At 67.2% G+C, this 24,525-nt stretch carries 21 protein-coding genes; 7 read left to right on the top strand and 14 right to left on the bottom strand.

What is annotated here, in order from left to right; translation table 11 throughout:
* Positions 1-65: 65 nt before the first annotated feature.
* The 6 genes from ACERIM_RS01145 to ACERIM_RS01120 form a co-directional block, all read right to left on the bottom strand.
* Positions 66-1,349: a hypothetical protein gene (locus tag ACERIM_RS01145; RefSeq protein WP_373630804.1), complete on the bottom strand. Its 1,284-nt coding sequence runs from the start codon at positions 1,347-1,349 to the stop codon at positions 66-68.
* Between the two features lie 237 nt (positions 1,350-1,586).
* On the bottom strand, positions 1,587-2,177 hold the full coding sequence (locus ACERIM_RS01140; protein ID WP_373630803.1) for a DNA-3-methyladenine glycosylase: 591 nt from the start codon (positions 2,175-2,177) through the stop codon (positions 1,587-1,589).
* 66 nt (positions 2,178-2,243) lie between these two features.
* Positions 2,244-4,124, bottom strand: a complete 1,881-nt coding sequence (locus ACERIM_RS01135) for an L-aspartate oxidase (RefSeq protein ID WP_373630802.1) — start codon at positions 4,122-4,124, stop codon at positions 2,244-2,246.
* Between the two features lie 239 nt (positions 4,125-4,363).
* Entirely contained in the window at positions 4,364-6,829 is a 2,466-nt protein-coding gene (locus ACERIM_RS01130) for a heavy metal translocating P-type ATPase (protein WP_373630800.1), read from the bottom strand.
* 63 nt (positions 6,830-6,892) lie between these two features.
* Positions 6,893-7,648, bottom strand: a complete 756-nt coding sequence (locus ACERIM_RS01125) for a helix-turn-helix domain-containing protein (RefSeq protein WP_373630798.1) — start codon at positions 7,646-7,648, stop codon at positions 6,893-6,895.
* Between the two features lie 223 nt (positions 7,649-7,871).
* Positions 7,872-9,017, bottom strand: coding sequence for an acyl-CoA dehydrogenase family protein (locus ACERIM_RS01120; RefSeq protein ID WP_373630796.1), 1,146 nt, complete (start codon positions 9,015-9,017; stop codon positions 7,872-7,874).
* A gap of 115 nt (positions 9,018-9,132) precedes the next feature.
* On the opposite strand from ACERIM_RS01120, the gene ACERIM_RS01115 reads away from it, so the two are divergent.
* Both ACERIM_RS01115 and ACERIM_RS01110 read left to right on the top strand, forming a co-directional pair.
* A complete protein-coding gene (locus ACERIM_RS01115) occupies positions 9,133-11,106 on the top strand; it encodes a 3-hydroxyacyl-CoA dehydrogenase NAD-binding domain-containing protein (RefSeq protein WP_373630795.1) in 1,974 nt (657 codons plus the stop codon).
* 187 nt (positions 11,107-11,293) lie between these two features.
* The gene (locus tag ACERIM_RS01110) at positions 11,294-11,866 is read left to right on the top strand and encodes a HalX domain-containing protein (protein WP_006648982.1); all 573 of its coding nucleotides are present in this window, start codon (positions 11,294-11,296) and stop codon (positions 11,864-11,866) included.
* Between the two features lie 150 nt (positions 11,867-12,016).
* Here ACERIM_RS01110 and ACERIM_RS01105 read toward each other — a convergent pair whose 3' ends face one another.
* The 5 genes from ACERIM_RS01105 to ACERIM_RS01085 all read right to left on the bottom strand — a co-directional run bounded on the left by ACERIM_RS01105 (position 12,017) and on the right by ACERIM_RS01085 (position 15,764).
* The gene (locus ACERIM_RS01105) at positions 12,017-13,168 is read right to left on the bottom strand and encodes an acyl-CoA dehydrogenase family protein (protein WP_006648981.1); all 1,152 of its coding nucleotides are present in this window, start codon (positions 13,166-13,168) and stop codon (positions 12,017-12,019) included.
* A 107-nt stretch (positions 13,169-13,275) separates the two neighbouring features.
* The gene (locus ACERIM_RS01100) at positions 13,276-13,746 is read right to left on the bottom strand and encodes a hypothetical protein (RefSeq protein WP_373631391.1); all 471 of its coding nucleotides are present in this window, start codon (positions 13,744-13,746) and stop codon (positions 13,276-13,278) included.
* A gap of 127 nt (positions 13,747-13,873) precedes the next feature.
* Positions 13,874-14,248, bottom strand: coding sequence for a cupin domain-containing protein (locus ACERIM_RS01095; RefSeq protein WP_049964471.1), 375 nt, complete (start codon positions 14,246-14,248; stop codon positions 13,874-13,876).
* Positions 14,249-14,488: 240 nt separating this feature from the next.
* Positions 14,489-14,914, bottom strand: a complete 426-nt coding sequence (locus ACERIM_RS01090) for a CopG family ribbon-helix-helix protein (protein ID WP_006181810.1) — start codon at positions 14,912-14,914, stop codon at positions 14,489-14,491.
* A 79-nt stretch (positions 14,915-14,993) separates the two neighbouring features.
* Positions 14,994-15,764 carry a creatininase family protein gene (locus tag ACERIM_RS01085; RefSeq protein WP_006648978.1) on the bottom strand — a complete coding sequence of 257 codons (771 nt, stop codon included), beginning with the start codon at positions 15,762-15,764 and terminating at the stop codon, positions 14,994-14,996.
* 599 nt (positions 15,765-16,363) lie between these two features.
* Between ACERIM_RS01085 and ACERIM_RS01080 the strand changes: the two genes are divergently transcribed.
* Entirely contained in the window at positions 16,364-17,170 is an 807-nt protein-coding gene (locus tag ACERIM_RS01080) for a hypothetical protein (protein WP_049964470.1), read from the top strand.
* A gap of 48 nt (positions 17,171-17,218) precedes the next feature.
* Here ACERIM_RS01080 and ACERIM_RS01075 read toward each other — a convergent pair whose 3' ends face one another.
* Positions 17,219-17,749, bottom strand: a complete 531-nt coding sequence (locus ACERIM_RS01075) for a hypothetical protein (RefSeq protein WP_006648976.1) — start codon at positions 17,747-17,749, stop codon at positions 17,219-17,221.
* 138 nt (positions 17,750-17,887) lie between these two features.
* On the opposite strand from ACERIM_RS01075, the gene ACERIM_RS01070 reads away from it, so the two are divergent.
* The 3 genes from ACERIM_RS01070 (at position 17,888) to ACERIM_RS01060 (ending at position 22,424) form a co-directional block, all read left to right on the top strand.
* The gene (locus ACERIM_RS01070; RefSeq protein ID WP_049905578.1) at positions 17,888-18,334 is read left to right on the top strand and encodes a hypothetical protein; all 447 of its coding nucleotides are present in this window, start codon (positions 17,888-17,890) and stop codon (positions 18,332-18,334) included.
* 111 nt (positions 18,335-18,445) lie between these two features.
* Positions 18,446-21,880, top strand: a complete 3,435-nt coding sequence (locus ACERIM_RS01065) for a PAS domain S-box protein (RefSeq protein WP_006648974.1) — start codon at positions 18,446-18,448, stop codon at positions 21,878-21,880.
* Positions 21,881-21,974: 94 nt separating this feature from the next.
* Entirely contained in the window at positions 21,975-22,424 is a 450-nt protein-coding gene (locus tag ACERIM_RS01060; protein ID WP_049905576.1) for a hypothetical protein, read from the top strand.
* Positions 22,425-22,457: 33 nt separating this feature from the next.
* On the opposite strand, the gene ACERIM_RS01055 is transcribed toward ACERIM_RS01060, so the two are convergent.
* Both ACERIM_RS01055 and ACERIM_RS01050 read right to left on the bottom strand, forming a co-directional pair.
* Positions 22,458-23,123 carry an O-methyltransferase gene (locus ACERIM_RS01055; RefSeq protein ID WP_373630793.1) on the bottom strand — a complete coding sequence of 222 codons (666 nt, stop codon included), beginning with the start codon at positions 23,121-23,123 and terminating at the stop codon, positions 22,458-22,460.
* Between the two features lie 70 nt (positions 23,124-23,193).
* Positions 23,194-23,883, bottom strand: coding sequence for a phosphatase PAP2 family protein (locus tag ACERIM_RS01050; RefSeq protein WP_373630792.1), 690 nt, complete (start codon positions 23,881-23,883; stop codon positions 23,194-23,196).
* A 178-nt stretch (positions 23,884-24,061) separates the two neighbouring features.
* Between ACERIM_RS01050 and ACERIM_RS01045 the strand changes: the two genes are divergently transcribed.
* Complete coding sequence (locus tag ACERIM_RS01045; RefSeq protein WP_006648970.1) at positions 24,062-24,514, top strand: hypothetical protein; 453 nt, start codon at positions 24,062-24,064, stop codon at positions 24,512-24,514.
* The last annotated feature ends 11 nt before the right edge of the window (positions 24,515-24,525 follow it).

Here is a 24,525-nt window from a genome sequence, read left to right as displayed (position 1 = left end):
ACAAACCATCGCGTTCGCTGGGACCGATCATCGCCCGGTCGCGGTCCCCCGCCGCGGCCGGTCTCTTACTCGCTGCGGATGACGACCTCGTCGTCCGTGATCGCCGAGATCTGTGCGGCCTCGACCGGGTAGTCGTCGCCGCCGTGACCGCCCCAGTTCATGCGGGCCTTGAGCCGATCGGTGAGCCCCGGCTCCGGGTCGACGTAGGCGGTCTGGCCCTCGACTTCGGCGACCATCCCGATCTGCTGGCCCGACTCGTCGACGACGTCTTTCCCCTGGTCGTCCCTCGAGAGTTCGACCGTCGGCGCTGCCGTCTCGCCGGCCGCCGCGTTCTCGCCTTCGATACCGGTCACGTCGGCGTCCGCCATCGTCTCGTCACCTGCGACACCGGCGGTCTCGCCGGCCGCCATCGACCCGTACTCCTCGACGTCGATGATCTCGCCCTCGAGCAACTCGCTGCTGACGACGTCGGACTCGACCAGTTCCGACTCCTCGAGAACGTATCGCAGCTCCAGTCGCTCGTCGAGTTGCTCCTCGACGGTACGGCGCTCGATGAGTTCGCTCCGGACGGCGTCGCCCTCGGTACGCTGGCTCCGGATGACTTCCCGCTCGAGGACTTCGTCGGGGGCCACGCTCGAGCGGACGACGTCGCTCTCGAGGATCGATCGCTGGACGCTCTCGAGTTCGACGTCCGTCTCGATCTCGTCGCGTTCCATCTCCTGGTCCCGTTCGATGTCGACGTCGACGACCCGACTCTCGACGATGTATCGTTCGATCTCCTCGACCGTATCGAGGCGGGTTTCGTCGACGGTTACCTCGATGGTGTCGTCACCGACGAACTCGGTGTCGACGACCTCGCGGGCGCGGCGTTCGGAGTCGACGATCTCGCGTTCGACCAACTCCGTATCGACCACCTCGCTCTCGATCGTGTCCCGCTCGACGACCTCGGTCTCGACGACCTGCGTCTCGACGATCTCGGTCGTCACCGTCTCGCCGCGTCGCAGCGAGTCCTCGAGTTCGTCGCGGCCGAGATCCGCCCGCTCGAAGGCCCGCTCGCGCTCGACGATCTCGAAAAAGCCCAGCCCCTCGCCGGTCGGCTCGTCCTCGTGGTAGACGAAGACGTAGTCCTCGTCGTCGAACCGTCGCTCGAACTCCTCCCAGGAGTACTCCTCGTGGCCCTCGCCCAGTTCGTCGCGGCGGGCGAACGAGTGGCCGTGATCGTCGCTGTCCCGGATCCGAACCGGGACGGCGTCGCGGGCCTCGGCCCACTTCCTGATCCGGTCGGGATCTCGGGTCATCCGGCGCTCGTTGGGTGCGTCCGTATCGGTCGGCGGTGTGTCGTTCGACATCTCCCATAGGTCCGGGACACCGCCGTACTTCAGTCGACGTGGCCGTCCCGTCGGTACAGTGTCTCGTTTCTTCACCCCCCGTTATCGGCCGGCAGGAGCCGGGTCGTAATCACATCTTGCCGGTCGGATTCGCGATCGTTTCGGTCCGTTTCATCACTCGAGCGTCGTCCAACACGTTGTTACCGGCGACACGGATCCGGTGGGTGGACCGAACGCCGCCGGCCCGCCGTCGGCGGCTCAGTCACCCTCGTACTCGGCCCAAATGTACCGCGTCGCGACGCTGCGGTACGGCTTCCACGGCTTGGCGATCTCGCGCATCTCCGTGCGGGTCAGCTCCTCGCCGTCGGCGTACAGCTGCTCGATGCCGCGGCGAACGGCGAGGTCGCCCAGCGGGAGGACGTCGGGGCGCTCGAGGACGAACAGCAGATACATCCGCGCGGTCCACTCGCCGATGCCTTTGATCTCGGTCAGCAGGTCGACGACCTCGGCGTTCGAATACGAGGCTAGCCCCGCCCGCGTGTAGTCCTCCTCACGGAAGGCGCGGGCGGCGTTTCGCACGTACTCGACCTTGCGCCGGGAGAGGCCGGCGTCGCGAAGCGCTGCCTCGTCGGCGGCCAGTACCGATTCCGGCGTCACTTCCCCATCGAGGACCTCGAAGACTCGCTCCCGGACGGCCGCGGCGCTCGCGGTCGAGAGCTGCTGGTTGATGATCGAGATACAGAGCCGCTCGTACTCGCTCCAGTCGGGTTCGACGTAGGGATCGTGTCGGTCGAGCAGCCCGGCCATCACGGGATCCGCACGGAGAACGTCGTGTGCCTCGTCGTTCATGGACAGGTATGAGACGGGTGTAGGGGACCGGAGACCGATAGGCGTCTCGGTGGATCCCGCGAGGGCTCACTCGAGGTGGTGATAGTCGAGTTCGTGGTCGGCCTCGAGGGCCGCCCGGACGGCCGGGCTAGGGTCACCGACGCCGCGCCGACTGAACGAGAGCCCCGCCGGGTCGGCCGTGACCACGAGGTTTACCCGCCAGTCATCGGCCGTCTCGGGGTAATCAGTCCGGTAGTGTGCGCCCCGGGATTCGGTGCGCTCGCGGGCGGCCCGGAGCATCGCCTCGGCGACGGTGAGGCTCATCGAGAGGTCCACGGCGTACTCGAACGACTTCGAGGTCCGGTCGCCCGCGACGCGGAGATCGGCGGTGCGTTCCCGAAGGGCGTCCAGTTTCGCGAGTCCCTCCCGGAGCCCCGCGTCGTCGCGGAGGATGCCGGCGTGGTCCCACAGCAGGTCGCCGAGGTCCTCGAGCAGCGCCGTCGGCGTCACGGTGCCGTCCGAGGCGGCCAGTTCCCGCAGCGCCTCGAACTCCCGTTCGGCGAGCGCTCGCTGGCCGTCCGTGAGGGCCGGGTCGTCGTCACCGTCGGTCACCGCGGCCGCGACGTGGTCACCGACGAGTTTGCCGATCGCGACGGTCTCGGCCAGCGAGTTGCCGCCGAGTCGGTTCGCGCCATGGACGCCGGCGACCGTCTCGCCGACGGCATAGAGGCCGCCCACGCCGGTCTCGCCCGTTCGGAAGTCGATATCGACCCCGCCCATCGTGTAGTGGGCCGTCGGCCCGACCACCATCGGTTCCTCGGTGATGTCGACGCCCAGCGACTCGAAGCGCTCGACCATCGACGGCAGCCGGTTGCGGACGTACTGATCGTCCCGGTGGGAGATGTCGAGGTACACGCCGCCGTCCTCGGTGCCACGTCCCTCCCGCACCTCCTGAGCGATGGCCCGCGCGACGACGTCGCGGGCGTCGAGTTCCATCTGGTCGGGGGAGTAGCGTTCCATGAACCGCTCGCCCTCCGAATTGTAGAGCCGCCCGCCTTCGCCGCGGACCGCTTCGGTGACCAGCCGGCCGTCCCACTCCTCGCCGTAGCGTTCGCCGACCATCCCGGTCGGGTGGAACTGGACGAACTCGAGGTCGACGAGTCGCGCGCCGGCCTCGAGCGCCAGCGCCTGTCCGTCGCCGTTGTTCTCGTCGTCGCGCGAGGAGTGGCGGTGATAGAGCGCCGAGAACCCGCCGGCCGCGAGGACGACGTGGTTCGTCCGGAAGAGCAGCCCCTCGCCGGTCTCCATATCGAAGCCGACGGCCCCGTCGACGCGGCGGCCGTCCGAGAGCAAGCGCGTGATCATCACGTTCTCGCGGTAGGGCACCTCGAGGTCGCGAGCGCGGTCGACCAGCGTCCCGAGCATGGCCTCGCCGGTCCGGTCGCCGACGAAGCAGGTCCGCCGGTAGGACTGCGCGCCGAAGTAGCGCTGGTTGACGTCGCCGTCCTCGGTCCGGTCGAACGGCATCCCCCACGCCTCGAGTTCGCGGATGCGGTCGGGCATCTCCCGCGCCGTCAGTTCGACCGCGTCGGGATCGTTCAGGTGATGGCCCTCGTTGAACGTGTCCGCCGCGTGGATCGTCCAGTCGTCCTCGGGATCGAGCGAGCCCAGCGCCGCGTTGACGCCGCCGGCCGCCCACGTCGTGTGAGCGTCGCCGTGATCGCGCTTGCCGATCACGAGCGGGTCGATCCCCGACTCGGCGAGTTCGATCGCGACGCGGGCACCCGCCGCTCCGGCCCCGATGACGAGTACTGGGGTCGTCACGACCTCGTACTCGGGGTCGCCGGCGAAGCCGGGATCGCCCTCGGTCTCGAGTCGGTTCTCGATCCCGGCGGTCGACCGCTCGTGGCTCGTCGTTCGGCGATTATCGTCGACCGTGTCGCTGCCGTTGGATGGTGATTCTGTCATCGAGTGGATGTAATGACCGGCCGGGTTTAGGCCTCGCCCCGAACGATGCAAAAGATGGCTTTCAGGCCTACGAGGAGCTATATTCGACTTTACCGCCGTATCTGGTGCCGCGAATAAAGGTCGGCACGGATACCAATCATTCGATCGTAGCAGACTATCTACAGCATCGATACGAGCGGTCGATCCGGTCGCCACCGAGGTCGCACCAGTACGCTTGTGCCCGGATGGCCGACGCGGCGTTATGGAGCGTCGGGGCCGCCCTCGGAGGTCGTGAGTGCGTCGGGCTCGACGTTCGCGAGCCGCATCGCGTTGCCGGTGACGCCGAGGCTCATCCCCATGTCGCCGACGACGACCGCCACCGCGACGCTGACCAGCCCCAGCGGCACGCCGACGGCGAGTAGGGCCTTCACGGCGAGGCTCGCCCAGACGTTCTGTCGAATGACGCCGTTTGCCGTGTGCGAGAGGTCGTACAGGTACGGTAGCCTCCCGATGTCGTCGCCCATCAGCGCGATATCCGCCGTCTCGAGGGCGGTGTCGGTGCCGGCCGCGCCCATCGCGATGCCGACCTCAGCGGTCGCCAGCGCGGGCGCGTCGTTGATGCCGTCGCCGACCATCGCCACGTCGCCGTACTGCTCCTGGAGGGCCGCCACGGCGTCGACCTTCTCGTCGGGTAAGAGTTCGGCGCGGTACTCGTCGACGCCGACTTGCTCGGCGATCGCCCGCGCCGTGCCCTCGTTGTCCCCGGTCAGCATGACGACGCGCTCGACGCCGAGATCGTGGAGCCGTTCGACCGCCCGCTTGGAAGCGGGCCGGACCTCGTCGGCGATCGCGACCGCGCCGAGCAGGTCGGTCTCCGTCCCGACGAGGACGACCGTCTTGCCCTCCCGCTCGAGCGCTGCGAGGGTCTCCTCGGCGAAGGTCCCCTCGTCGGCCGCGAGCGCACTCTCGGGCGCGGCCCCGCCGTCAGTCCGCGGATCCGACGAGGAGTCGTCCGCGCGGGTCCGTGAGAGATCGAAGCCCAGTTCCTCGAACAGCGCGGGCTTGCCCGCGTAGTACGTCTCGCCCTCGATCTCCCCGCGGATCCCCCTGCCGGTGAGGCTCTCGAACCCCGTCGGCTCGGGGAGGTCGCCCACGTCCGCCTCGTCGGCCCGGGCGAGAATCGCCGCGGCGATGGGATGCTCGCTGCGTCGCTCCAGCCCGGCCGCGTAGCGAAGCAGCGTCGCCTCGTCTGTCCCGCCGGCCTGGCTCGCGGTTTCACCGCTCGCCTCGTTCGCGGCGCTGGGTGCCGCGCAGGGCACGACGTCGGTGACGGCGAGTTCGCCTTTCGTGAGCGTGCCGGTCTTGTCGACGGCGACGGCGTCGACCTCGCCCATCGCCTCGAGATACGTGCCGCCCTTGATCAGGACGCCGTTTCTCGCGGCGCTGGTAACCCCCGAGACCACCGAGACGGGCGTCGAGATGACGAACGCACAGGGACAAGCGATCACCAGCAGCGTGAGCCCGCGGACGAACCACGTCCCCCAGTCGCCGGCGAACGCGATCTCGTAGCCGGCGACCCCCGCGGTGACGGTGTCGCCGATGAGAAGCGGCGGCACGGCGGCGGTCAGGATCGCCAGGACGACCACGACGGGCGTGTAGTAGCCCGCGAACCGGTCGACGAACTGCTCGGTTTCCGTCTTGTCGGCCTGTGCCCCCTGGACCATCTCGATGATCCGTGAGAGCGTCGAATCGCCCGCCGTCGAAGTGACCTCGACCTCGAGGTAGCCGTCCTCGGTGATGGTTCCGGCGTACACCTCGTCGCCGGTCGATTTGTCCACGGGGACGCTCTCGCCGGTGATCGGCGACTCGTCGACCGCGCTCTCGCCCTCACGGACCGTCCCGTCGAGCGGGATCTTGTCCCCGGGCCGGACGACGACGGTCTCGCCGACCGCCACGTCGTCCGCGTCGACGGTCACCTCCTCGCCGTCGCGCATGACTGTGGCCTCGTCCGGCGACAGCTCCATCAGTTCTCGCAGGGAGTCCCGCGCCCGGTCCATCGCGTAGTCCTCGAGCAGTTCGGCGATGCTGAAGAGGACGGCCAGCGTCGCGGCTTCGACGAAGTAGCCGATGCCGGTCGCGGCGATGATCGCCGTCCCCATCAGGAGGTCGATGTCGAGGCTCCGGTTCTTCGCGGAGTAGTAGCCGCTGCGGACGACGGGGACGCCGCTGACCGCGACCGCCCCGAGAAAGAGCAGATCCGCGACGTGGAGGGGATACTCGAGGACGCTCGCCACCGCGACGTTGCCGCCCGTCAGGAGGAACTCGAAGCCCAGTCCGAGCGTGACGAACACCGCACCGAGCCACGTCTTCTTCGCGCGCGGACTCGTCCAGACCTCCGAGGGCGGTGCGACGTCGACGCCGTCGCCGCTCGAGTCCGAGTCCGTCGCCCCGTCGTCGGCCGTTCCTCCGGTGACCTCGTAGCCGGCGCCTTCGATCGCCGCGACCACATCGGCCTCGCTGGTTCGATCGCGGTCGTACGTGACCGTGGCCGTCCCGGTGGTCGGATTGAGATCGACGTCGGCCACTCCCTCGACGCGCTCGAGGCTCTTGTCGACCTTCCCCGCACAGGACGGGCAGTCCATCTCGGGGACGGCGAGTCGGGCGGTCAGCTCCCGTCGCTGCCCGCCCCCGTCCGTTTCCCGCGTCGCGTCCGATTCAGTACTCATTACGTCGTGGTAGGGGCGTCAGTTCGATAAGCCTTGGTTGGAATATTCCAAAGTCCACGAACGCTAGAGCCGCGTCGATGGGCCGTCGGCGAATCGCTCGTCCGAAACGTATCCCTTGGCCAACCGTTCCTCGGCCCGACGGAGCCGGTAGGTGAGCGTCGATCGGGGTACGTCGAGGTGGTCGGCGAGGTCGCCGACGTCGACCGCCCGGGGCGACTCGTAGTAGCCGTGTTCGACCGCGGCCCGGAGCGCGGCCTCCTGTTCGGGGGCGAGGCCGCTCGCTTCGCCGTTCGCATCACGCGTCGGTGCATCGGTCTCCGCCGTCGCCGCCCGGAGCATCTCCATCCGGGCGCAGTCACCGACCGCCGCCTCGAGTGCGTCGAAAAAGGCTGCCACGTCACCCTCGCCGGAGTGGACGATCCGCCAGGTGTAGTGGCGTCCCTCGTGGCGCGTCTCGAACAGGATGCCCTCGCCGAGGTGATCGCGGGCGATGTGCGGGACGGATGCACAGGTTGGGGTGCGCTCCCAGTCGGAGTAGAGGACGAGCGTGTCGTCGGTGCGGTCGAGGACCTGCGTGGTCTGGGTCGCGCCACAGTCCTCGGTCGCGAGACAGTCCGCGTAGTAATCGCTGTCGCGGAAGGCCGCCTCGATGTCCGCGAGGGCCGCCCGCGTGCCGGTGGCGTGGTCGACCCGCCAGAGCCGTTCGTCGGTGGCGTGCAGCGACAGCGAACGGATCCGGGCGTCGGGGTGGTCGGCGAGCGTATCCGCCACCCCGTTGTGGCCGGGCTCGTACTCGAGAGCGAAGACGAACTCTCTCATTACGTCGTTGTAGGCTCCCGTGGGGCAAAGCGTTGCTGGGGACGAGCCCGACTCGAGCGACTGCGAGAGCCACACGATCCTATGGAAGAGCAAGTTCTTCCAAGCAGCGAGGGTCCGAAGGTCCCTCGTGTCCAAAAGAGCGCGTGGCGGTCGTTTGAATGCCTTGCCGAGGGCCGCCGAAGGCGGCCCGCAGAGCCAAAGTTCGTGACGTGAAATTTCGCTCCTATTCGTCCAGCAGTTCCCGCGCGATGACGTTCTTCTGGATCTCGGTGGTCCCCTCGTAGATCTGGGTGATCTTCGAGTCGCGGTAGAAGCGCTCGACGGGGAAGTCGTTGACGTAGCCGGCACCGCCGTGGATCTGGACGGCCTCGTTGGCGACGTCGACGGCGACACGGGAGGCGTACTCCTTGGCCATCGAGGCGAGCTTGGTGATGTCGTTGCCCTGGTCGACGTTCCAGGCGGCCTTGTAGGTCAGGTTGCGTGCGGCCTCGGTCTCGGTGGCCATCTCCGCGAGTTTGTGCTGGATGGCCTGGAACTCCGAGATAGACTGCCCGAACTGCTCGCGGTCCTGTGCGTACTCGCGGGCGGCCTCGAGCGCGCCCTTGGCGATGCCCAGTCCCTGTGCGGCGACGCCGGTCCGGGTGGCGTCGAAGAACTGCATCTGCTGGAGGAAGGCGGCGTCCTCGTCGCCGACGAGGTTCTCCTCGGGGACGCGGACGTCGTCGAGGATGAGTTCGGCAGTGTCGGAGGCCCGGATGCCGAGCTTGCCGGTGATCTTGTCGGCGGAGAACCCGTCGCGGTCGGACTCGACGATGATCTGGCTGAAGCCGCCGTAGCGGCTGTCTGCGTCGGGGTCGGTCTTACAGAGGACGACGAAGTAGTCGCCGACCGAGCCGTTGGTGATCCACATCTTGTTGCCGTTGATCACCCACTCGTCGCCGTCCTTCTCGGCGCGGGTCGACACGGAGGAGACGTCCGACCCGGTGTCGGGCTCGGAGATGGCCGCGCCCGAGATCTTCTCGCCCGTCGCGACGGGCTCGAGGTAGCGCTCTTTCTGGTCTTCGGTCCCGAACTCGCTGATGGCCTCGGTCCCGAACGAGCAGGCCATGATCGACAGCGCGATGCCGGGATCGTAGGAGAACAGTTCCTCGGCGATGAGCGCCGACTCGAGGGTGGAGTAGCCGGCCCCGCCGTACTCCATCGGGATCGACGTGCCGACCAGCCCCATCTCGGCGGCCTCGTCGACGATCTCGTGGGGGAACTTCTCTTCGGTGTCGTACTCCTCGGCGTGGGGCACGATCTCGTTTTCGGCGAACCGGCGAACTTCGTCGCGGATCTGCTCCTGTTCTTCGTTGAGTCCGAATTCCATGAACGACCCTTACGATCGGAACGGTAAAGAGCTTTGTAACCGATAGTAAACCAAACTCCAGTTCCCATTAAGTGAGAGGGAAACGTTGAAACGGGTCCGAATAGGATTTTCGAGCATGCAACTCGAGGACATCAACACCATCACAGTTCTGGGTGCGGGCAACATGGGTCACGGTATCGCGGAGGTCGCCGCGATGGCCGGGTACGACGTGAACATGCGCGACATCAAAGAGGAGTTCGTCCAGAACGGCTACGAGCAGATCGAGTGGTCGCTTGACAAACTCGCCGAGAACGACCGGCTCACCGACGAGGAAGCCGACGCCGCCAAGGACCGAGTGACGCCGCTGGTCGATATGGAGGAGGCCGTCGCGGACACGGATTTCGTCATCGAGGCGGTCCCCGAGCAGATGGGGATCAAAGAAGACGTCTACACCGACCTCGAGGCGGTCGCGCCCGACGATGCGATCTTCGCGACGAACACCTCGAGCCTCTCGATCACCGACCTCGCCGAGTTCACCGAGCGACCGGAGCGCTTCTGCGGGATGCACTTTTTCAACCCGCCGGTCCGGATGCAGCTGGTCGAAGTGATTTCGGGTGCCGAAAGCAGCGAGGAGACGCTCTCGGTGACGGAAGACCTCGCCGAGGACTTCGGCAAGACTGCCGTTCGGGTCCACAAGGACTCGCCCGGGTTCATCGTCAACCGCATCCTCGTGCCGCTGATGAACGAGGCCGCGTGGCTCGTCAGCAACGACGAGGCGACGATCGCCGAGGTCGACTCGACGACGAAGTACGACATGGGCCTGCCGATGGGCAGCTTCGAACTCGGCGACCAGGTCGGCAACGACGTCAGCTACCACGTCCTCGAGTACATGAACGAGGTGCTGGGCGAGGCCTACGAGCCGGCCCCACTGCTCGAGGAGAAAGTCGAGAACGAGGAACTGGGCAAGAAGACCGGCAAGGGCTTCTACGACTACGAGGACGGCGACGGCGTCCAGATCCCGACCGACGAAGGATCGGAGTTCGTCGAACAGCGCCTGCTCGCGACGATCGCCAACGAGGCCGCGAAGCTGATCGGCGGCGACGTCGCCCCGCCGGCGTCGATCGACGAGGCCGTCCAGCTCGGAGCCGCCTTCCCCGACGGCTCGGTTGCGCTGGTCGACGACTACGGTCTCGAGACGCTACACGAGACCCTCGAGGACGCCTACGAGGAGACGGGTCACGAGCGATACGCGCCCGATGACTACCTCGGAGAACGAGCCGAGGCCGGTGGCTTCTACGACGACGACGAGGACGCATCGGGGGTCGACTTCGGGACGATCCGACTCGAGTACCCCGCCGACTACGTCGGACAGATCGTTCTCGACCGCCCGCACCGGATGAACACCATCAGCGACGAACTCCTCGAGGAGCTATCGACCGCGATCGACCACCTCGAGGCCGACGACGAGGTGCGCGCGATCCTCGTCACCGGCGAGGGCGAGCAGGCCTTCTCCGCGGGTGCGGACGTCCAGAGCATGGCCGGCAGCGGTGCCGACCCGATCGAGGGCCAGGAACTCTCGCGACTGGGCCAGCAGACGTTCGGCAAGCTCGAGGCCTGTGATCTGCCCGTCGTTGCCGGGATCGACGGCTTCTGTCTCGGCGGCGGGATGGAGCTGGCGACCTGTGCGGACCTCCGCGTGGCCAGCGACCGGTCGGAGTTCGGCCAGCCCGAGATCGACCTCGGCCTCATTCCGGGCTGGGGCGGCACCCAGCGACTCAAGCATATCGTCGGCGAGGGCCGCGCGAAGGAGATCATCTTCACCGCCGAGCGCTACGACGCCGAGACGCTGGCCGACTACGGCTTCGTCAACGAGATCGTCGACAACGCCGACCTCGAGGACCGCGCCCTCGAGCTGGCGACCGACCTCGCGGGCGGCCCGCCGATCGCCCAGAAGTTCACCAAGCGCGCGATGCTGGCCGGCCGTGACGACACCGAGTCCGGTCTCGAGTACGAGGCCTCCGCGTTCGGGCACCTGATGGGGACCGACGACCTGATGGAGGGAATCACGGCCTTCATGGAAGACGAGGAGCCGGAGTTCGAGGGGCAGTAAGGCGACGCCCGCTGTCGCCAGCGGCCGGTCAGCGAGAACCCGTGCCGACTCGTGACGGAGACCGGCAGCATACCACCTATTTGCCCACCATTGTTGTCTGATATTTGAGTTCTGGTCGCGAGATTTATCACCCAGAGGTACCATGGATGTCCCGTGGCTGTAACGATGAAGAGAACGGAGGTTCCCCATGAGTGACGGGCCATCGGTCCTCGTCGTCGACGACGAGGCACGGCTCGCGGATCTGTTCGCCGCGTGGCTCCAGGCCGACTGGACCGTCGAAACGGCGTACGACGGAGAGGAAGCGCTCTCGAAAATGGCCGACTCCGTCGAGGTCGTCCTGCTGGACCGACGGATGCCGGGGCTCTCCGGTGACGAGGTCCTCGAGCAGATCCGCGAAGCCGGCTACGACTCCCGGGTCGTCATGGTAACGGCCGTCGATCCGGACTTCGACATCATCGAAATGGGGTTCGATGACTACCTCGTCAAGCCGGTCTCGAAGGACGAACTCGTCGACATGGTCGAAGATGTCGCCGACCGCTCGGACTACGAATCCGACATCCAGGAGTACTACGCGCTCGTCTCGAAGAAGGCGCTGCTGGAGTCCGAGAAGGCCGACCGCGAACTCGCGGACAACGAGGAGTATCAGGACCTCTGTGACCGCGTCGACCGCCTCGAGGAACGGGTCGACGAGACGGTCTCGGGGATGTCCTCGCACGACGATTTCGTGGGTGCGTTTCAGGACCTCCAGTCCGAGAACTAGGACTCGAAGCGACTCCCCTCCGCTCTCGCCCGTGGTGACTGTCCACCTGTGTGGCCGGTAGCGACTGCTTCACTTTATCAGTGCGTTCGAACCACTTCGCGGACCAGCAGTTCCGATTGGGACCGAACAACGAAATCGCGTTCGCTACTGCTACTCCGCCTGCCCGTAGATCAGATTGCGCTGGATCTCGTTTGCCCCTTCGTAGATGACGGGGATCCGGGCGTCGCGGTAGACGCGCGCGATCCGCCGCTCGTCGAGGATCGATCGGCCGCCGTGGAACTGCATGCCCTGTTCCGCGACGTCGACGGCCGTTTCAGTCGCTTTCGTCTTCGCCATCGCTGCCCAGTAGCCCGCGTTGTCCTCCTCGGCGACCTTCTCGCGGGCGCGCCAGACGAGGGTCCGGGCGCTTTCGAACTCCAGCAGCATGTCCGCGAGCCCGTGCTGGACGCTCTGGAAGTCGCTGATCGTCTTGCCGAACTCCTCGCGGTCGTGGGTGAACTCCCACGCTTCCTCGATCGCGGCCGCGGCGATGCCCAGCCCGTGGCCGGCGACGGCTACCCGGCCGTGGTTGAAGAAGTCCGCCAGCAGCATGAAGCCGTCCCCCTCCGATCCGATCACGTTCTCGGCGGGGACTCGGCAGTCGTCGAACTCGATGTGGGCCTGCTTCGAGGCCCGCATCGCCATCTTCTCGGGGATGTGTTCGGCCTCGTAGCCGTCGGTGTCGGTCGGGACGATGAACATCGAGTGATTGCCGTAGCGGTTGTCCTCGTCGTCCCCGGTGCGGGCGTAGAGAGTGATCCAGTCGGCCTCGACACCGTTGCCGATCCAGTACTTCTCGCCGTTGATGACGTACTCGTCGCCGTCTTTCTCCGCCGTGGTCTGCATCCCCGCGAGGTCGCTGCCGGTCTCGGGCTCCGAGACCGCGAGCCCGGAGCGTTGCTCGCCCTCCGCCACCGGGCGGATGTACTCCTCGCACTGCTCGTCGGTGCCGTGTTCGTAGGTGATCTCGCAGCCGAAACTCGCCAACTGCAGCGTCAGTGCGATCCCCGCGTCGGCCCGATAGAACTCCTCGGTCATCGCGAGCAGCTGGGCCAGATCCAGCCCCCGCCCGCCCCACTCCTCGGGGATGTCCTGTGCGACGAGGTTCGCCTCGCGACCCGCCTCGAGGATCTCCTCGGGATACTCGCCGGACTGGAAGTACTCCTGGGCGTTGGGCTCGATGTGTTCGCGAGCGAACTCGCGGGCCTCGGCTTTGATCTCGTGTGCGTGTTCGGGGACGATGTCGTCGTCGAGCAGTTCCATGTCCTGTCACACGATCGCACAAAGGAAATAGCCGCGGGCGAATATTGCAACCCGAGAACGATGTCCGCTCGAGCATCACGCGGTCGGGGCTCGCCCGTGATCGGCGGCTACCCGATGGTCCGCACCAGTTCGTCGATCGAGTCGGCCGCATCGGCGTGGGACTCGAGCAGGTGGCGATCCCAGACGAGATCGGCCAGCAGGTGGGCATAGAGGACGCCGCCGGTCACGACCGCGAGCGGGACGCTCGCCAGTGCGAGCGCCGGAACCACGACGCCGGCGATGACGACGTGACTCAACAGCCGCGAGAGGACGCCGACGTCGCCGGGGTCGAAGATCTCGGACTGGTCCGTGATCGTCGCGCGCGGATGGGTGAGACAGAACCGGAGCGCGTCCCAGCGGCGGGTCTTGAGCCGGGCGATTAGGAAGTGATCGAAGTCGATACAGACGCCGGCGGCAGTGCCGTAGGCGACGACCGCCGGGGTCGGGATCGGCGTGCCCAGCAGGGTTACCGGTGGCAGGAGGACGGCCAGTACCCCGGCGACGACGAACGAGATCGCCGCGTGATGTTTCGAGTAAATCGGGAGTCACCTACGGACGGCGACCACGTCAGCCCACTAAACCGTCCCGCCGGTCCTCGTGCGAGGGTCGCGGTTGCCGAGCCCCGCCGGTTTCGCTTCGGACCGCCGACCACACGGCGACTCGAGGCTAGCCCGCAAAGCCCGAGAGCGACCACTCCTCGTCGCCGTCCTCGTCGGCGATGCTGGGCGCGCTCACGAGGACGAACGCGCTCTCGCGGTCCCCGTTGCGGATCTGGCGGGTCGATTCGGGCGGGAGCCACAACGCATCGCCGGTCTCCATCGCCACGGGGTCGTCGTCGACGACGACCGTTGCCGCTCCTTCGATGAGGACGTAGACCTCTTCGTGGCCGTTGTCGGTGTGGTCGTGGGGCTTGCTGTTCCAGCCGGGATCGCACCGCGCGACCGTGACCCCGACCTGCTCGGTCTCGAGCGGATCGCTCAGAAAGTGCATCGCGCTCGAGACTTCCTCGACCTCCTCGTAGTTGACCTTCCGGTATGTCATACGGATCCATTCGGGAGACGACAGTAAAACGATACTGACTGCCGAACGAGTTCGGGCCGGTCGGCAGCGAGCCGGCCGCGGCCGCCCCGCGGTGTCGGTCAACGTCGCGAACCGACCGCTCGCGGTCATGCAGGCGCAGTCCTCGAGATCGGCGAGGCGTTCGGGTAGGACCGGGAGTCACAGTGGCCGACGGAGCCGGTGTGGGGGATCGCTGCTGGCCGAGAGTCGGCGGACTCGCCGCTATCCCTGTGCGAGCGGATCGAAACTGTCGACCGGAATCACCGAGTAATCGACAGTCAGCGCGTCTTTGGTCGCGCGGATCTTCCCGACGAACGCCGAGATGTCCTCGAGTTCGCCCTCGAGGACGAACAGTTCCATACAGTAGTGATCGCCGACGTGGCTGTGGAAGTTCGAGGCCACGAGGTGTTCGTGTTCGTGGCGCAGATGCATCATCCGCTCCTCGACGCTGGTGGTCTCGTAGTCGAAGAGGACGGTGACGATCCCCATCAGGTCCCGGTCCTCGAGGCGGGTGTCCTCGAACTCCCCGAGCAGGTTCCGTGAGGCCTCCCTGACGACTTCGCTCCGGCCGGTGTAGCCGTGTTCGTCGGCGAACTGGTCGAGTCGCTCCAAGAGTTCGTCGGGCATCGAGACGCTGACGACTGCCATATAATAACTCGGCAGAAGTTGCTATTAAGGATTATCATTGCCGTGGCCGGGACAGGGTCGGACGACCGCAGTCGGTGGCTTAGACGTGGTCGTTCGGGAGTAAGTCTTCGAAGTCCTGTGCGGCGAGCCACTCGCTCAACTGGACGAGCTGGTCGCTCGCGGCCTCGAACAACTGCTCGCCCTTCTCGGCCGAGGCGTCCGTCTGGTCGCCAAACACGCCGTTGTCGGTGTTGTCGGCCGCGTCGAAGAACGTCCGCGAGCCGTGTTTGACCGTGTCGGCGTCCTCGACGCTCGGGACCCCAGTGTCTCTGGCCTCCTCGAGGCGGTCGTCGTGGACCAACTCCGGCTCGAGGTACTGGATCATCGCGGTCTCCTTGGGCCCGCCGTGGGGGCCGTTCTGCTCGAAGAGGTCGTCGACCAGGTCCGGAATCGACTCGTCCCACATCCACTCGATGGCGTAGGCGACGCCCTCCTGTCGGAGTCGGCTCCCGACCTCGCGCAGGTGTTGGACGTTGCCGCCGTGGGCGTTGACGTAGATCACCCGGTCGATCCCGTGGGTCGTGAGGTTCCGGGTCAACGATTCCATGTACTGGCGAAACGCCGACGGTTCGACCCACATCGTCCCGTGGAACTGACGGTGGTGGCCGCTGACGCCGACGTTGATCGTCGGCGTGCAGAGATAGCCCGTCCGGTCGGCTACCTCGCGGGCGAACGCCTCCCCGATCAGGTGGTCGGTCGCCTCCGGCAGATGCGGGCCGTGCTGTTCGGTCGATCCCAGCGGCACCAGCGCCAGCGACTCCGATTCGAAGTACGACTCGAGGTCGGGCCACGCGTGGTCGGCGAGGTACATACTGCCCCTCGTGCGCGGATCCTCCTAAGCGTGGGTATAACGGCAGTACGTGACCGTGCTGTGGCACCGTCGGACGTAAGGCGTGACGCCACCGTTCCGGCGAACGCGGCCGCTGCAGCCCCGATCTCGGTAAAGCGGGATTACCGAACGCGGGGCCCGACGCCGTTCACTGGCGCTCCCGTCGGGCGGTCGCTCCGTCGACCCTCGGCGGACCGGCCGCGACACCGCCCTCGAAACCGACGTCACCGGCCGACGGCGGCGCGTCACCGGGGCAGCCCATGAGTGAAACTGGACATGTTCGGTCAGTGGCGGTCGACCGTTCCTGTCGCCCGCGTGCCGGTACGTCTCCGGCCGTTGGTTCGATCGGCCCCAATAGCCGTTTATCGCCCGCGGGCTCGCGGGTCGCCCGCCCGATCGAGACCGGCACGACCGCCGGTCCGCTCGGAAATCCCATCGGACCGGCACGGTACGGCCAGCGCGCAATTCGCCGTAACGGACACTTCAATCGCCGCGGCGGCCGCCGCCGAAACAGGTTGATTTCGATACCAATCCGTACGCACTCAATTACGAAGGCGGGACGACACCAACTCCCACTGTCCATGATCCCACCGTACCCCGCTCAAGCACAGGTCCCCGACTGGCTGCAGGACCCGATCGCGGAGCTGGTCACGTTCCTCCCGCGGCTGGTCGGCGCGCTGATCATCCTCGCGATCGGCTGGGTCCTCGGGCGCGTCGCGGCCGGCGTCGTCCGCCGGCTCGCCGACGGCGTCGAACTCGATCGGATGGTTCTCGAGACGCCACTGGGACGCATCCTCGGCGGCACCGAACGGGCGGTCTCACACGCCTTCGGAACGCTCGCGAAGTGGTTCGTCTACGGCCTCGCGATCCTCGCGGCCGCGAACGCGCTCGCGATCGCAATGCTGTCGGAGTGGATTTCCACGGCGGTCTCGTACCTGCCGGCATTCGTCGCCGGCCTGCTGGTGATCACCTTCGGGTTCGTCGTCGCGGACTTCATCGGCGACGCCATCGAGCGGACCCGGGCCGCGACCGAGACAGCCTACACGACCTGGTTCGCGACCGGCGCGCGGATGTTCCTCTACTTCACCGCGATCGTCATCGGCCTCGATACGATGGGGATCGACGTCGGCATCCTCTACGTGTTCGCTCGAGCGCTCGCGTGGGGGCTGGGCGCGGCGATCGCCATCGGTGCGGGCGTCGCCTTCGGCTGGGGCGGCAAGGATTACGTCGCCGAGAACATCGATAACTGGATGAATCGGACGAGTCAGGTTACGCCGAGCGAGGGCGATACGACCGGCGATCGGTCGCGGAGCGGCGACCGCGATCGCGCGGGCAGCAGTCCGAGTACCGACCGCGAGCCCGGCCCCGGGCCGAGCGACGACGACTGATCGGGCGGGCGACGACCGCAGGCGGCCGAGCGACGCTGCGCCCGGTCCTCAGTCGGACCCGGCCGCCGGCGCGGTCGCAGCGGGTTCCGTCGCCGGTTCCTCATCGCGGGGAAACAGCGGCTTGACCGGAACGATCACGTGGGCCCGCACGAGCCGGCCCTCGTTCCGTCGCCACTTCCGCAGATGTGCGAGGGAGTGGGAACCGCCGTAGCCGTCCGCGATCCGATCGCAGATCGCCTCGAACTCCTCGGAGTCGAACAGCTCCGCCGACACGGGATCGGTTTCGACCGCGATGCGCCCCCGTCGGGCGTAGACATCGAGTCGCCCCTCGAACGCGTACTCGAGGGCCTCGATCCAGCCCTGTATCTCGCCGATATCCGGTCGGTCGGGCCCGGTCGGAAAGGTGATCGACGCCTGATACTGGTCGGGCCGGCCCCTGACGTGTCGCTGCCAGAGCCGCCCCAGCCGTCCGGCGGTCTCGGCACCGGGCAGCCGCGATGCGGCGCGGATCGCGCGGCCGCGAGCGGCCGCCACCGACCGTCGGAGTGCCGTCAGGGAGACTCGATCGCGGTCCTGCATTCGTTCTCACCCTCGAGTTACCGGCAGTGGTAATACGTCCTTTGTTGTGGCCGCGGGGGCGCGGCGATCGCGTCGTCCGCGCGACGACACGGACGGGTCGGGAGAGTTTTGTACAACCCGTTGCTACCGGGCGACAGGATGCCCGAAACAGGCCATCGGCCGCCCCGTTCGGTGCGCGTCGCCGCGGTCGCGATCGTCGCCGTCGGCGTCGCGGTTAATACCGGCTTTGACTCCCCGCTTCGAACGCTGCCGGCGCTGCTCCTGATCGCGCTCGGCGTCGCCGCGCTCACGAACGCCGCCCGAGACGCCGGCACGGTGGGACTCCGACGGGCCGTAACGCGATGGTGGCTCGTCGCGTTCGCGACGTTTCTCCCCTACGGGCTGTCGGCGGCCCCCGACGGCGAGTCGGCGGCCGCCGTCGGCGAGGCGTTTCGCGGGCCCGTCGTCGGCCTCGCCGTCGAGTCGCTCGCGGGTGCGACGGTCATCTGTGCAGTCGCGATGACGGTCCTCTACGGGTTCGCCACGTACGGGATCCATCCGGGTCGGCCGAGCCCCGAGGAGCGCGTCCTCACCGGCGACGACTGACGGGAACGGCCCGGTCGCCGTGTTTCGGTTCGACGGCCGCGCCCGCATGCGGGCCCCGCCGTGATAGCCATCGGCGCTGCACTTATCCGTCGGAGTGGCGTTGCTCTCTCAATGACTGAACGGGTGGAACCAGCGGGCTCGCCACCGTGGGACGAGGGCGACGGCCGGGCGGCCCGCCAGTGGTACCGAACGCTCGTCGAGACGGTCGACGACGGCGTGATCCAACTGGACGCCGACGACCGGATCGTCGCCGTCGACGACGACCTGCTCGAGCTGACCGGGTACACGCACGAGGCGCTCCGGGGCGAACACGTCTCGTGGCTGCTCGAGGGTGCCGACGCGCTCGCGGCCGACGATGCCCCGTTCGAGTTCCCCGTTCGGACGGCCGACGGGACCACTGTGGCCTGTTCGGTTCGCCTCGGGACGGTTCCGGCCGCCGATGGCAGTCGGGGATCGATCGCGCTCGTCCGTGAACTCGACACCGCGTCCGAAGCGACGTCGGCCACCGCGGGACCGCCCTCGACGTTCGAACCGATTACGGCCGTCCTCGAGGAGGCCGATGTCGGCGTCTTCGTCCTCGATGACGAGTTCGATATCGTCTGGATCAACGACGCGACGGAGCGGTACTTCGGGCTCGACGCGGCGACCGTCGTCGGCCGGGACAAGATGACGGTGGTCGACGACGTGATCAGCGACCGGATCGCCGAACCGGCCGGGTTCGCCGACATCGTCGGCGCGACCTACGACGACAACAGCGACGCCGAACGGTTCGAGTGTCGCGTCACGTCGGACGAGGGCCGCGAGGAACGCTGGCTCGAACACCGGAGCAAGCCCATCCGGTCGGGGCCGTACGCCGGCGGCCGGCTCGAACTCTACTACGACGTGACCGACCGACACCGTCGGGCCTATCAGCTGCGGCGGCTCAACGAGGCCGTTCGCGAGTGGCTCGCCACCGGCACGCGGCGGGCGGTCGCCGAGCAGGCGTGTCGCCATCTCGCCGACATCCTCGCGCTCGAGGTCAACGGCGTCTTCCTCCACGAGCCGGCCGACGAGACGCTCGAGCCGGTCGCCTGGACCGACGCGGCCGAATCCCTCTTCGGCGAGCCGCCGACGTTCGAGGCGGGTGAGGGGATCGCCTGGCAGGTCTTCGAGACCGGCGAGCCGCTGATCTACGACGACGTCACTGCCGACGAGGCCGTCTACAACCCCGAGACGCCGATCCACAGCGAGATCTGTCTCCCGATCGGCGACCACGGGATCGTCATCATCGGTGCCGAGGAGCAAGCGGCCTTCGACGCGGCCGATCTCTCACTGGCGAAGATCGTCGCCTCGAGTCTGGAGGCGACGTTCGACCGGATCAGCCACGAACAGCACCTCGAGCGCGAACGGGTCCAGACCGAGACACTGCTCCGGACGATGCCGGTGGCGGTCTCGGTCGAGGACGCCGAGGGAGAGACGGTGCTGGCGAACCGACACGCACAGACGGCGCTCGGACTCGCGGATCGCGAGCCGCTCGGCGAGACCGAACTGCTCGCCGAACGGACCGTCGTCGACGCCGATGGCGAGCCGATCGGCCCCGATCACGGCCCGTCGGCACGCGTCAGGGACACCGGCGAGCCGGTCCGCGATGTGGAGTTGTCGATCGGGGCGGACTCGGGCGAGCGGACGTGGTTTTCCATCACTGCCGTCCCCGTGTTCGGCCCCGATGGCGACGTCGAACGGGTTGTCTCCGTCGGCGAGGACATCACGGCGCTGAAAGAACAGGAACGCCGTCTCCAACGTCGCAAACACGAACTCGAGTCCGAACTGAGCGAGATCCTCGGGCGCGTCTCGGATGCCTTCTACGCGCTCGACGACGAGTGGTGTTTCACTCACGTCAACGACCGCGCTGCGGAGCTACTGGGCCGTTCACGGGACGAACTGCTCGGACGGAACATCTGGGAGGTGTTCCCCAGCGGGACGCGCTCGGATCTCGCCGACCGCTACCGGGAGGCGATGGCGACTCAGGAGCCGGTCTCGTGGGAGCGCTACTCCGAGTCGCTCGACGTCTGGATGGAGATTCAGGCCTACCCCTCCGAGACCGGATTGTCGGTGTACTTCAGGGACGTTTCGGAGCGAAAGCGACGGGAACGACAGCTCGAGCAGTACGAACGGATCATCGAGACGGTCGAGGACGGGATCTACGTCCTCGACGCCGAGGGCCGGTTCACGATGGTCAACGACGCGTACGTCGAGTTGACGGGCTACGACCGCGAGGAACTGCTCGGGAGCCACGCCTCGATGGTCGTCGACGAACACGTGATGGCCCTCGCACGGGAGATCGCCGCCGACGAGTGCGGCGAGCCGACCGTCGAAGCGGATCTTCGGACGAAAGCCGGCGAGCGACGTTCGATAGAGGCGGCGGTCACGTCGGTCACGTCGGCCGACCGCGGGCGCGAGCGGATCGGCGTCGTCAGGGACGTCACCGAACGGAAGGCGCGACAGCGCCGACTCGAGGAGAGCGAACAGCGCTACCGGACGCTGGCCGAGAACTTCCCGAACGGCGTCGTCGCGCTGTTCGACGAGGAACTGCGGTATACGGCCGCGGGCGGTGGTCTCCTCGGCGAGATCGGCATCGATCGGGAGGCCACGATCGGCCAGACGATCCACGAGCGATACCCCGACGACCTACTCGCGGAGATCGAACCCCACTTCCGCGCCGCGCTCGAGGGCGAGCAGCGGTCCTTCGAAATCGGCTACCGCGGCCGGGAACTCCGCGCAACTACCCTTCCCGTCCGGACCGGTGGGGCGGTCACCTCGGGGATGCTCGTCATTCAGGACGTCACCGAACGCACGGAGTACCAGCGCAAACTCGAGGAGTCGAACGAACGCCTCGAGCAGTTCGCCTACGCCGCCTCCCACGACCTGCAAGAACCCCTGCGGATGATCTCGAGCTACCTCCGCTTGCTCGAGGGCCGCTACGCCGACGACCTCGATGCGGACGGCCAGGAGTTCATCGACTACGCCGTCGACGGGGCCGAGCGGCTCTCGGAGATGATCAACGGCCTGCTCGAGTACTCCCGCATCGAGACCCGCGGGGACCCCCTCGAGCCGCTTTCCCTCGCGGACGTCGTCGCAGACGTCCGCGAGGACCTCCAGTTCAGGATCGAGGAGGAAGACGCCACGGTCACGGTCGAGTCCCTGCCCGTGGTCCGGGGCGACGCCGGTCAGCTCCGACAGGTGTTCCAGAACCTCCTCACGAACGCCCTCGAGTACAGCGGCGACGAGCCACCGGAAATTCACGTCAGCGCCGAACGAACCGGCGACCGGTGGGCGATCTCGGTCCGCGACGAGGGGATCGGGATCGATCCCGAGCATCAAGACCGGATCTTCCGGGTGTTCCAGCGGCTCCACAGCCACGAGGACCACCCCGGGACGGGGATCGGGCTCGCACTCTGTCACCGGATCATCGAGCGCCACGGCGGCCAGATCACCGTCGACTCCGAGCCGGGCGAGGGCGCAACCTTTACCGTCACCCTGCCGGCCGCCGACGGCTCGGCCGAGTGAGCCCGTCGCGCGGGCGGCGAGTCGGGGATCGTGGCTCGAGCCCGAGCCCAGTCAACAGCTATATATTCGATCACCCATTCAACCCGGCAAAGCAGTGCCTGACGTGACTTCGACACCACGCGGGACGGACCGCTTTCGCCTCGCCGCCGCGCTGGCCTGTTTCGCCGTCGCCGGCGTCGCGAACGCCACCGTCGACGGGCTCGGGCTGACCCTCACGGCGACGACCGTGGCCGTCGTCGGCGTCTACGCCCTCGCCCGCCACGCCGGCTCGGTCAGCCGGCGGGCGCTCGCGCGGACGGCGCTTGCCCTCTGGCTCGCGTTTCTGGTGACCGCCGTCGGTCACGCCGCCGGCCTCGAGACCCTCGGCACTGTCGCACCGGGACCCGCCGCCGCGACCGTCCTCGCAGTGACCGCGGTCACGTGGGCGACGCTGCTGGCCGCTGCGGGCACGACGCTCTTTCTCGGCCTCCGGGAGTACGGCTCACCGGCCCCGGCCGACGACGCAGTCCTCGAGGGCGAGACCTCGGACTACAGTAGCCCCTGAGACGGACCGCGTACCGATCGCCGCCGCTCGCGGTTACTCGACGCGGTAACTCACCGTGATTCCCTCGCCCAGCGGGACGACGATCGTCTCGAACGACGGGTCCGCTCGGACCGTCTCGAGGTAGTCGATGACCCCCTGGGTGTGATCGTTGGTCTCGACGGCGTCGCCCTCGGCCCACGCTAGCAGGTCGTCGAACGCGACGACGCTGGCGGTGATGGCGTTGTCGGCGACGATGACGCCGCCGACCGGTATCTCATCGCGGACGGCCGCGAACGCGTCCGCGTAGCGCTCCTTTTGATGGTCGATCAGGACGACGTCGAACGGACCGTCGTAGCGGTCGATCGTCTCCATCGCGTCGCCGAGTTCGTACGTCGCGATCCCGTCGTAGCCGCCCGCGGCCATGTACTCGCGGGCGAGGTCGAGTTCCGCCTCGTCGACCTCGGTCAGGACGATCTCGCCGTCCGCTGGCAGGGCCTCGGCGAACCAGTAGGCCGAGTAGCCATAGCCCGAGCCGAACTCGAAGACCCGCTCGGAGTCGGTCAGTCGGGCCAGCAGTCGGAGAAACGCGCCGACTTCGGGGCCGACGTGGGGAAAGCCCTCGGCGGCGGCGTACTCGTCCATCTCGAGCAGCGTTTCGTCGGGGTCGGGACCGACCGCGCGGACGAACCGGGCGATCTCATCGGAGAGGACGTCGGTCATACACGCGAATACGACCGCCGGACACTATAGTAACCACTGACGGTCTCCGAGAAGGCGACACGCGACGCGGTCAGTCGTCGGTGACGGTGACCGGTTCCGGCCGCGGCTCGACGCGTTCGAGGAAGGCCCGGATCGTCGGCGTGGCGAGGTAGCAGCCGTACGCCAGAGCGAGGCCGACGACGAGGTCCGTGAGCCAGTGGACGCCGAGGTATACCGTGGCGGCGAGGATGGCACCGGTGGCCGCCCAACTGAGCCGTTTGTAGCCGCTGGGTGCGTAGAGGGCCGCAGTTCCGGCGAGGCCAGCGTGCAGGCTCGGGAACGCCTTTTCGAGGGTGTCGACGTTTTTCATGACGGTCTGAATCGGGCCGGTCGATTCGTACAGTACCGGTTCGACGCCGTCCAGGTAGTAGCCGGTGACGCCGACGGGCACGAAGTAGAAGAACGGCATGGACACGACGAGGACGGTCGTGTACGTGGTGACGTAATCGAGTGCCCGGGTGCGGCCGTGGCGGTGTTTCAAACTAATATAGGTGGCGAGAAGCAGCGCTGGGTACACGAGAAGATAGACGATGACGAACAGCGCGGTCAGGAGAAGGTTCGGGTCAGGTTGGAGTACTGCGACGGCGTTTCCCTCAACGGCGTACATGAGGTCTGTACGGAGCGGGTAGGGTGACTGTTCCGATGCCATACCGACGATGCTCGAAACGACGAGTACCATCGCGATGTAACAGACATCGCGGCGGTCGAGTGGAGGGCGCATCGACATGTGTGTTGAAAACCATTTCTCAAATAACTATTGATAAGTTATCAGTATTTTATTCATATATTTATATATTGCAATCTATATGGAGTCTAGTTTACTGGGTTCGGGCAGCCCCGCGACTCGAGCGACGCTGACAGCATCCTTTTTGACGTTCGGCACCGTCAGCTCACCCAACATGTCCGCCGACCATCCCCTCGCAGACGCCGTCGACAACCTCGTCTACGAACCGGTACAGGTCGATGAGAACGGGATCGAGCTGACGGTGAGTGCCGTCTACGAGGTGGCCACACCGGGCCGGCTCGACTTCGGCGGCGACGAACTCGCAGACGCCGACCTCGAGCCCGTCCCCACGGAACTCGAGGCCCCCGACGACGAGTACGGCTGGTGGCACCTCGATGGGGGCCAGTACGTCATCCAGCACAACGAGTTCCTGACCGACCTCACGGAGCCGGTACAGCTCCAGCCCCGCAACGAACTGCTCGCCCGGGGCGGCTCGCATCCGTCGATGCAGGTCCGGGATCACCTGCCCTTGATCCCGCTGACGGTGGCCGGTGGCGGCCTCCGGCTCAAGGAGAACGCGCGGGTCTCGAGGCTGGTTCCGCTGGGCGGGTCAGCCCGGGGCGAGTGACTCGAGGGGGA

It is taken from the genome of Natrinema sp. H-ect1, assembly GCF_041821105.1.
In the GTDB taxonomy this organism is placed as follows: domain Archaea; phylum Halobacteriota; class Halobacteria; order Halobacteriales; family Natrialbaceae; genus Natrinema; species Natrinema thermotolerans.
Note: the sequence above shows the minus strand (reverse complement) of the source record. Positions and strands in the feature narration are given on the sequence as shown.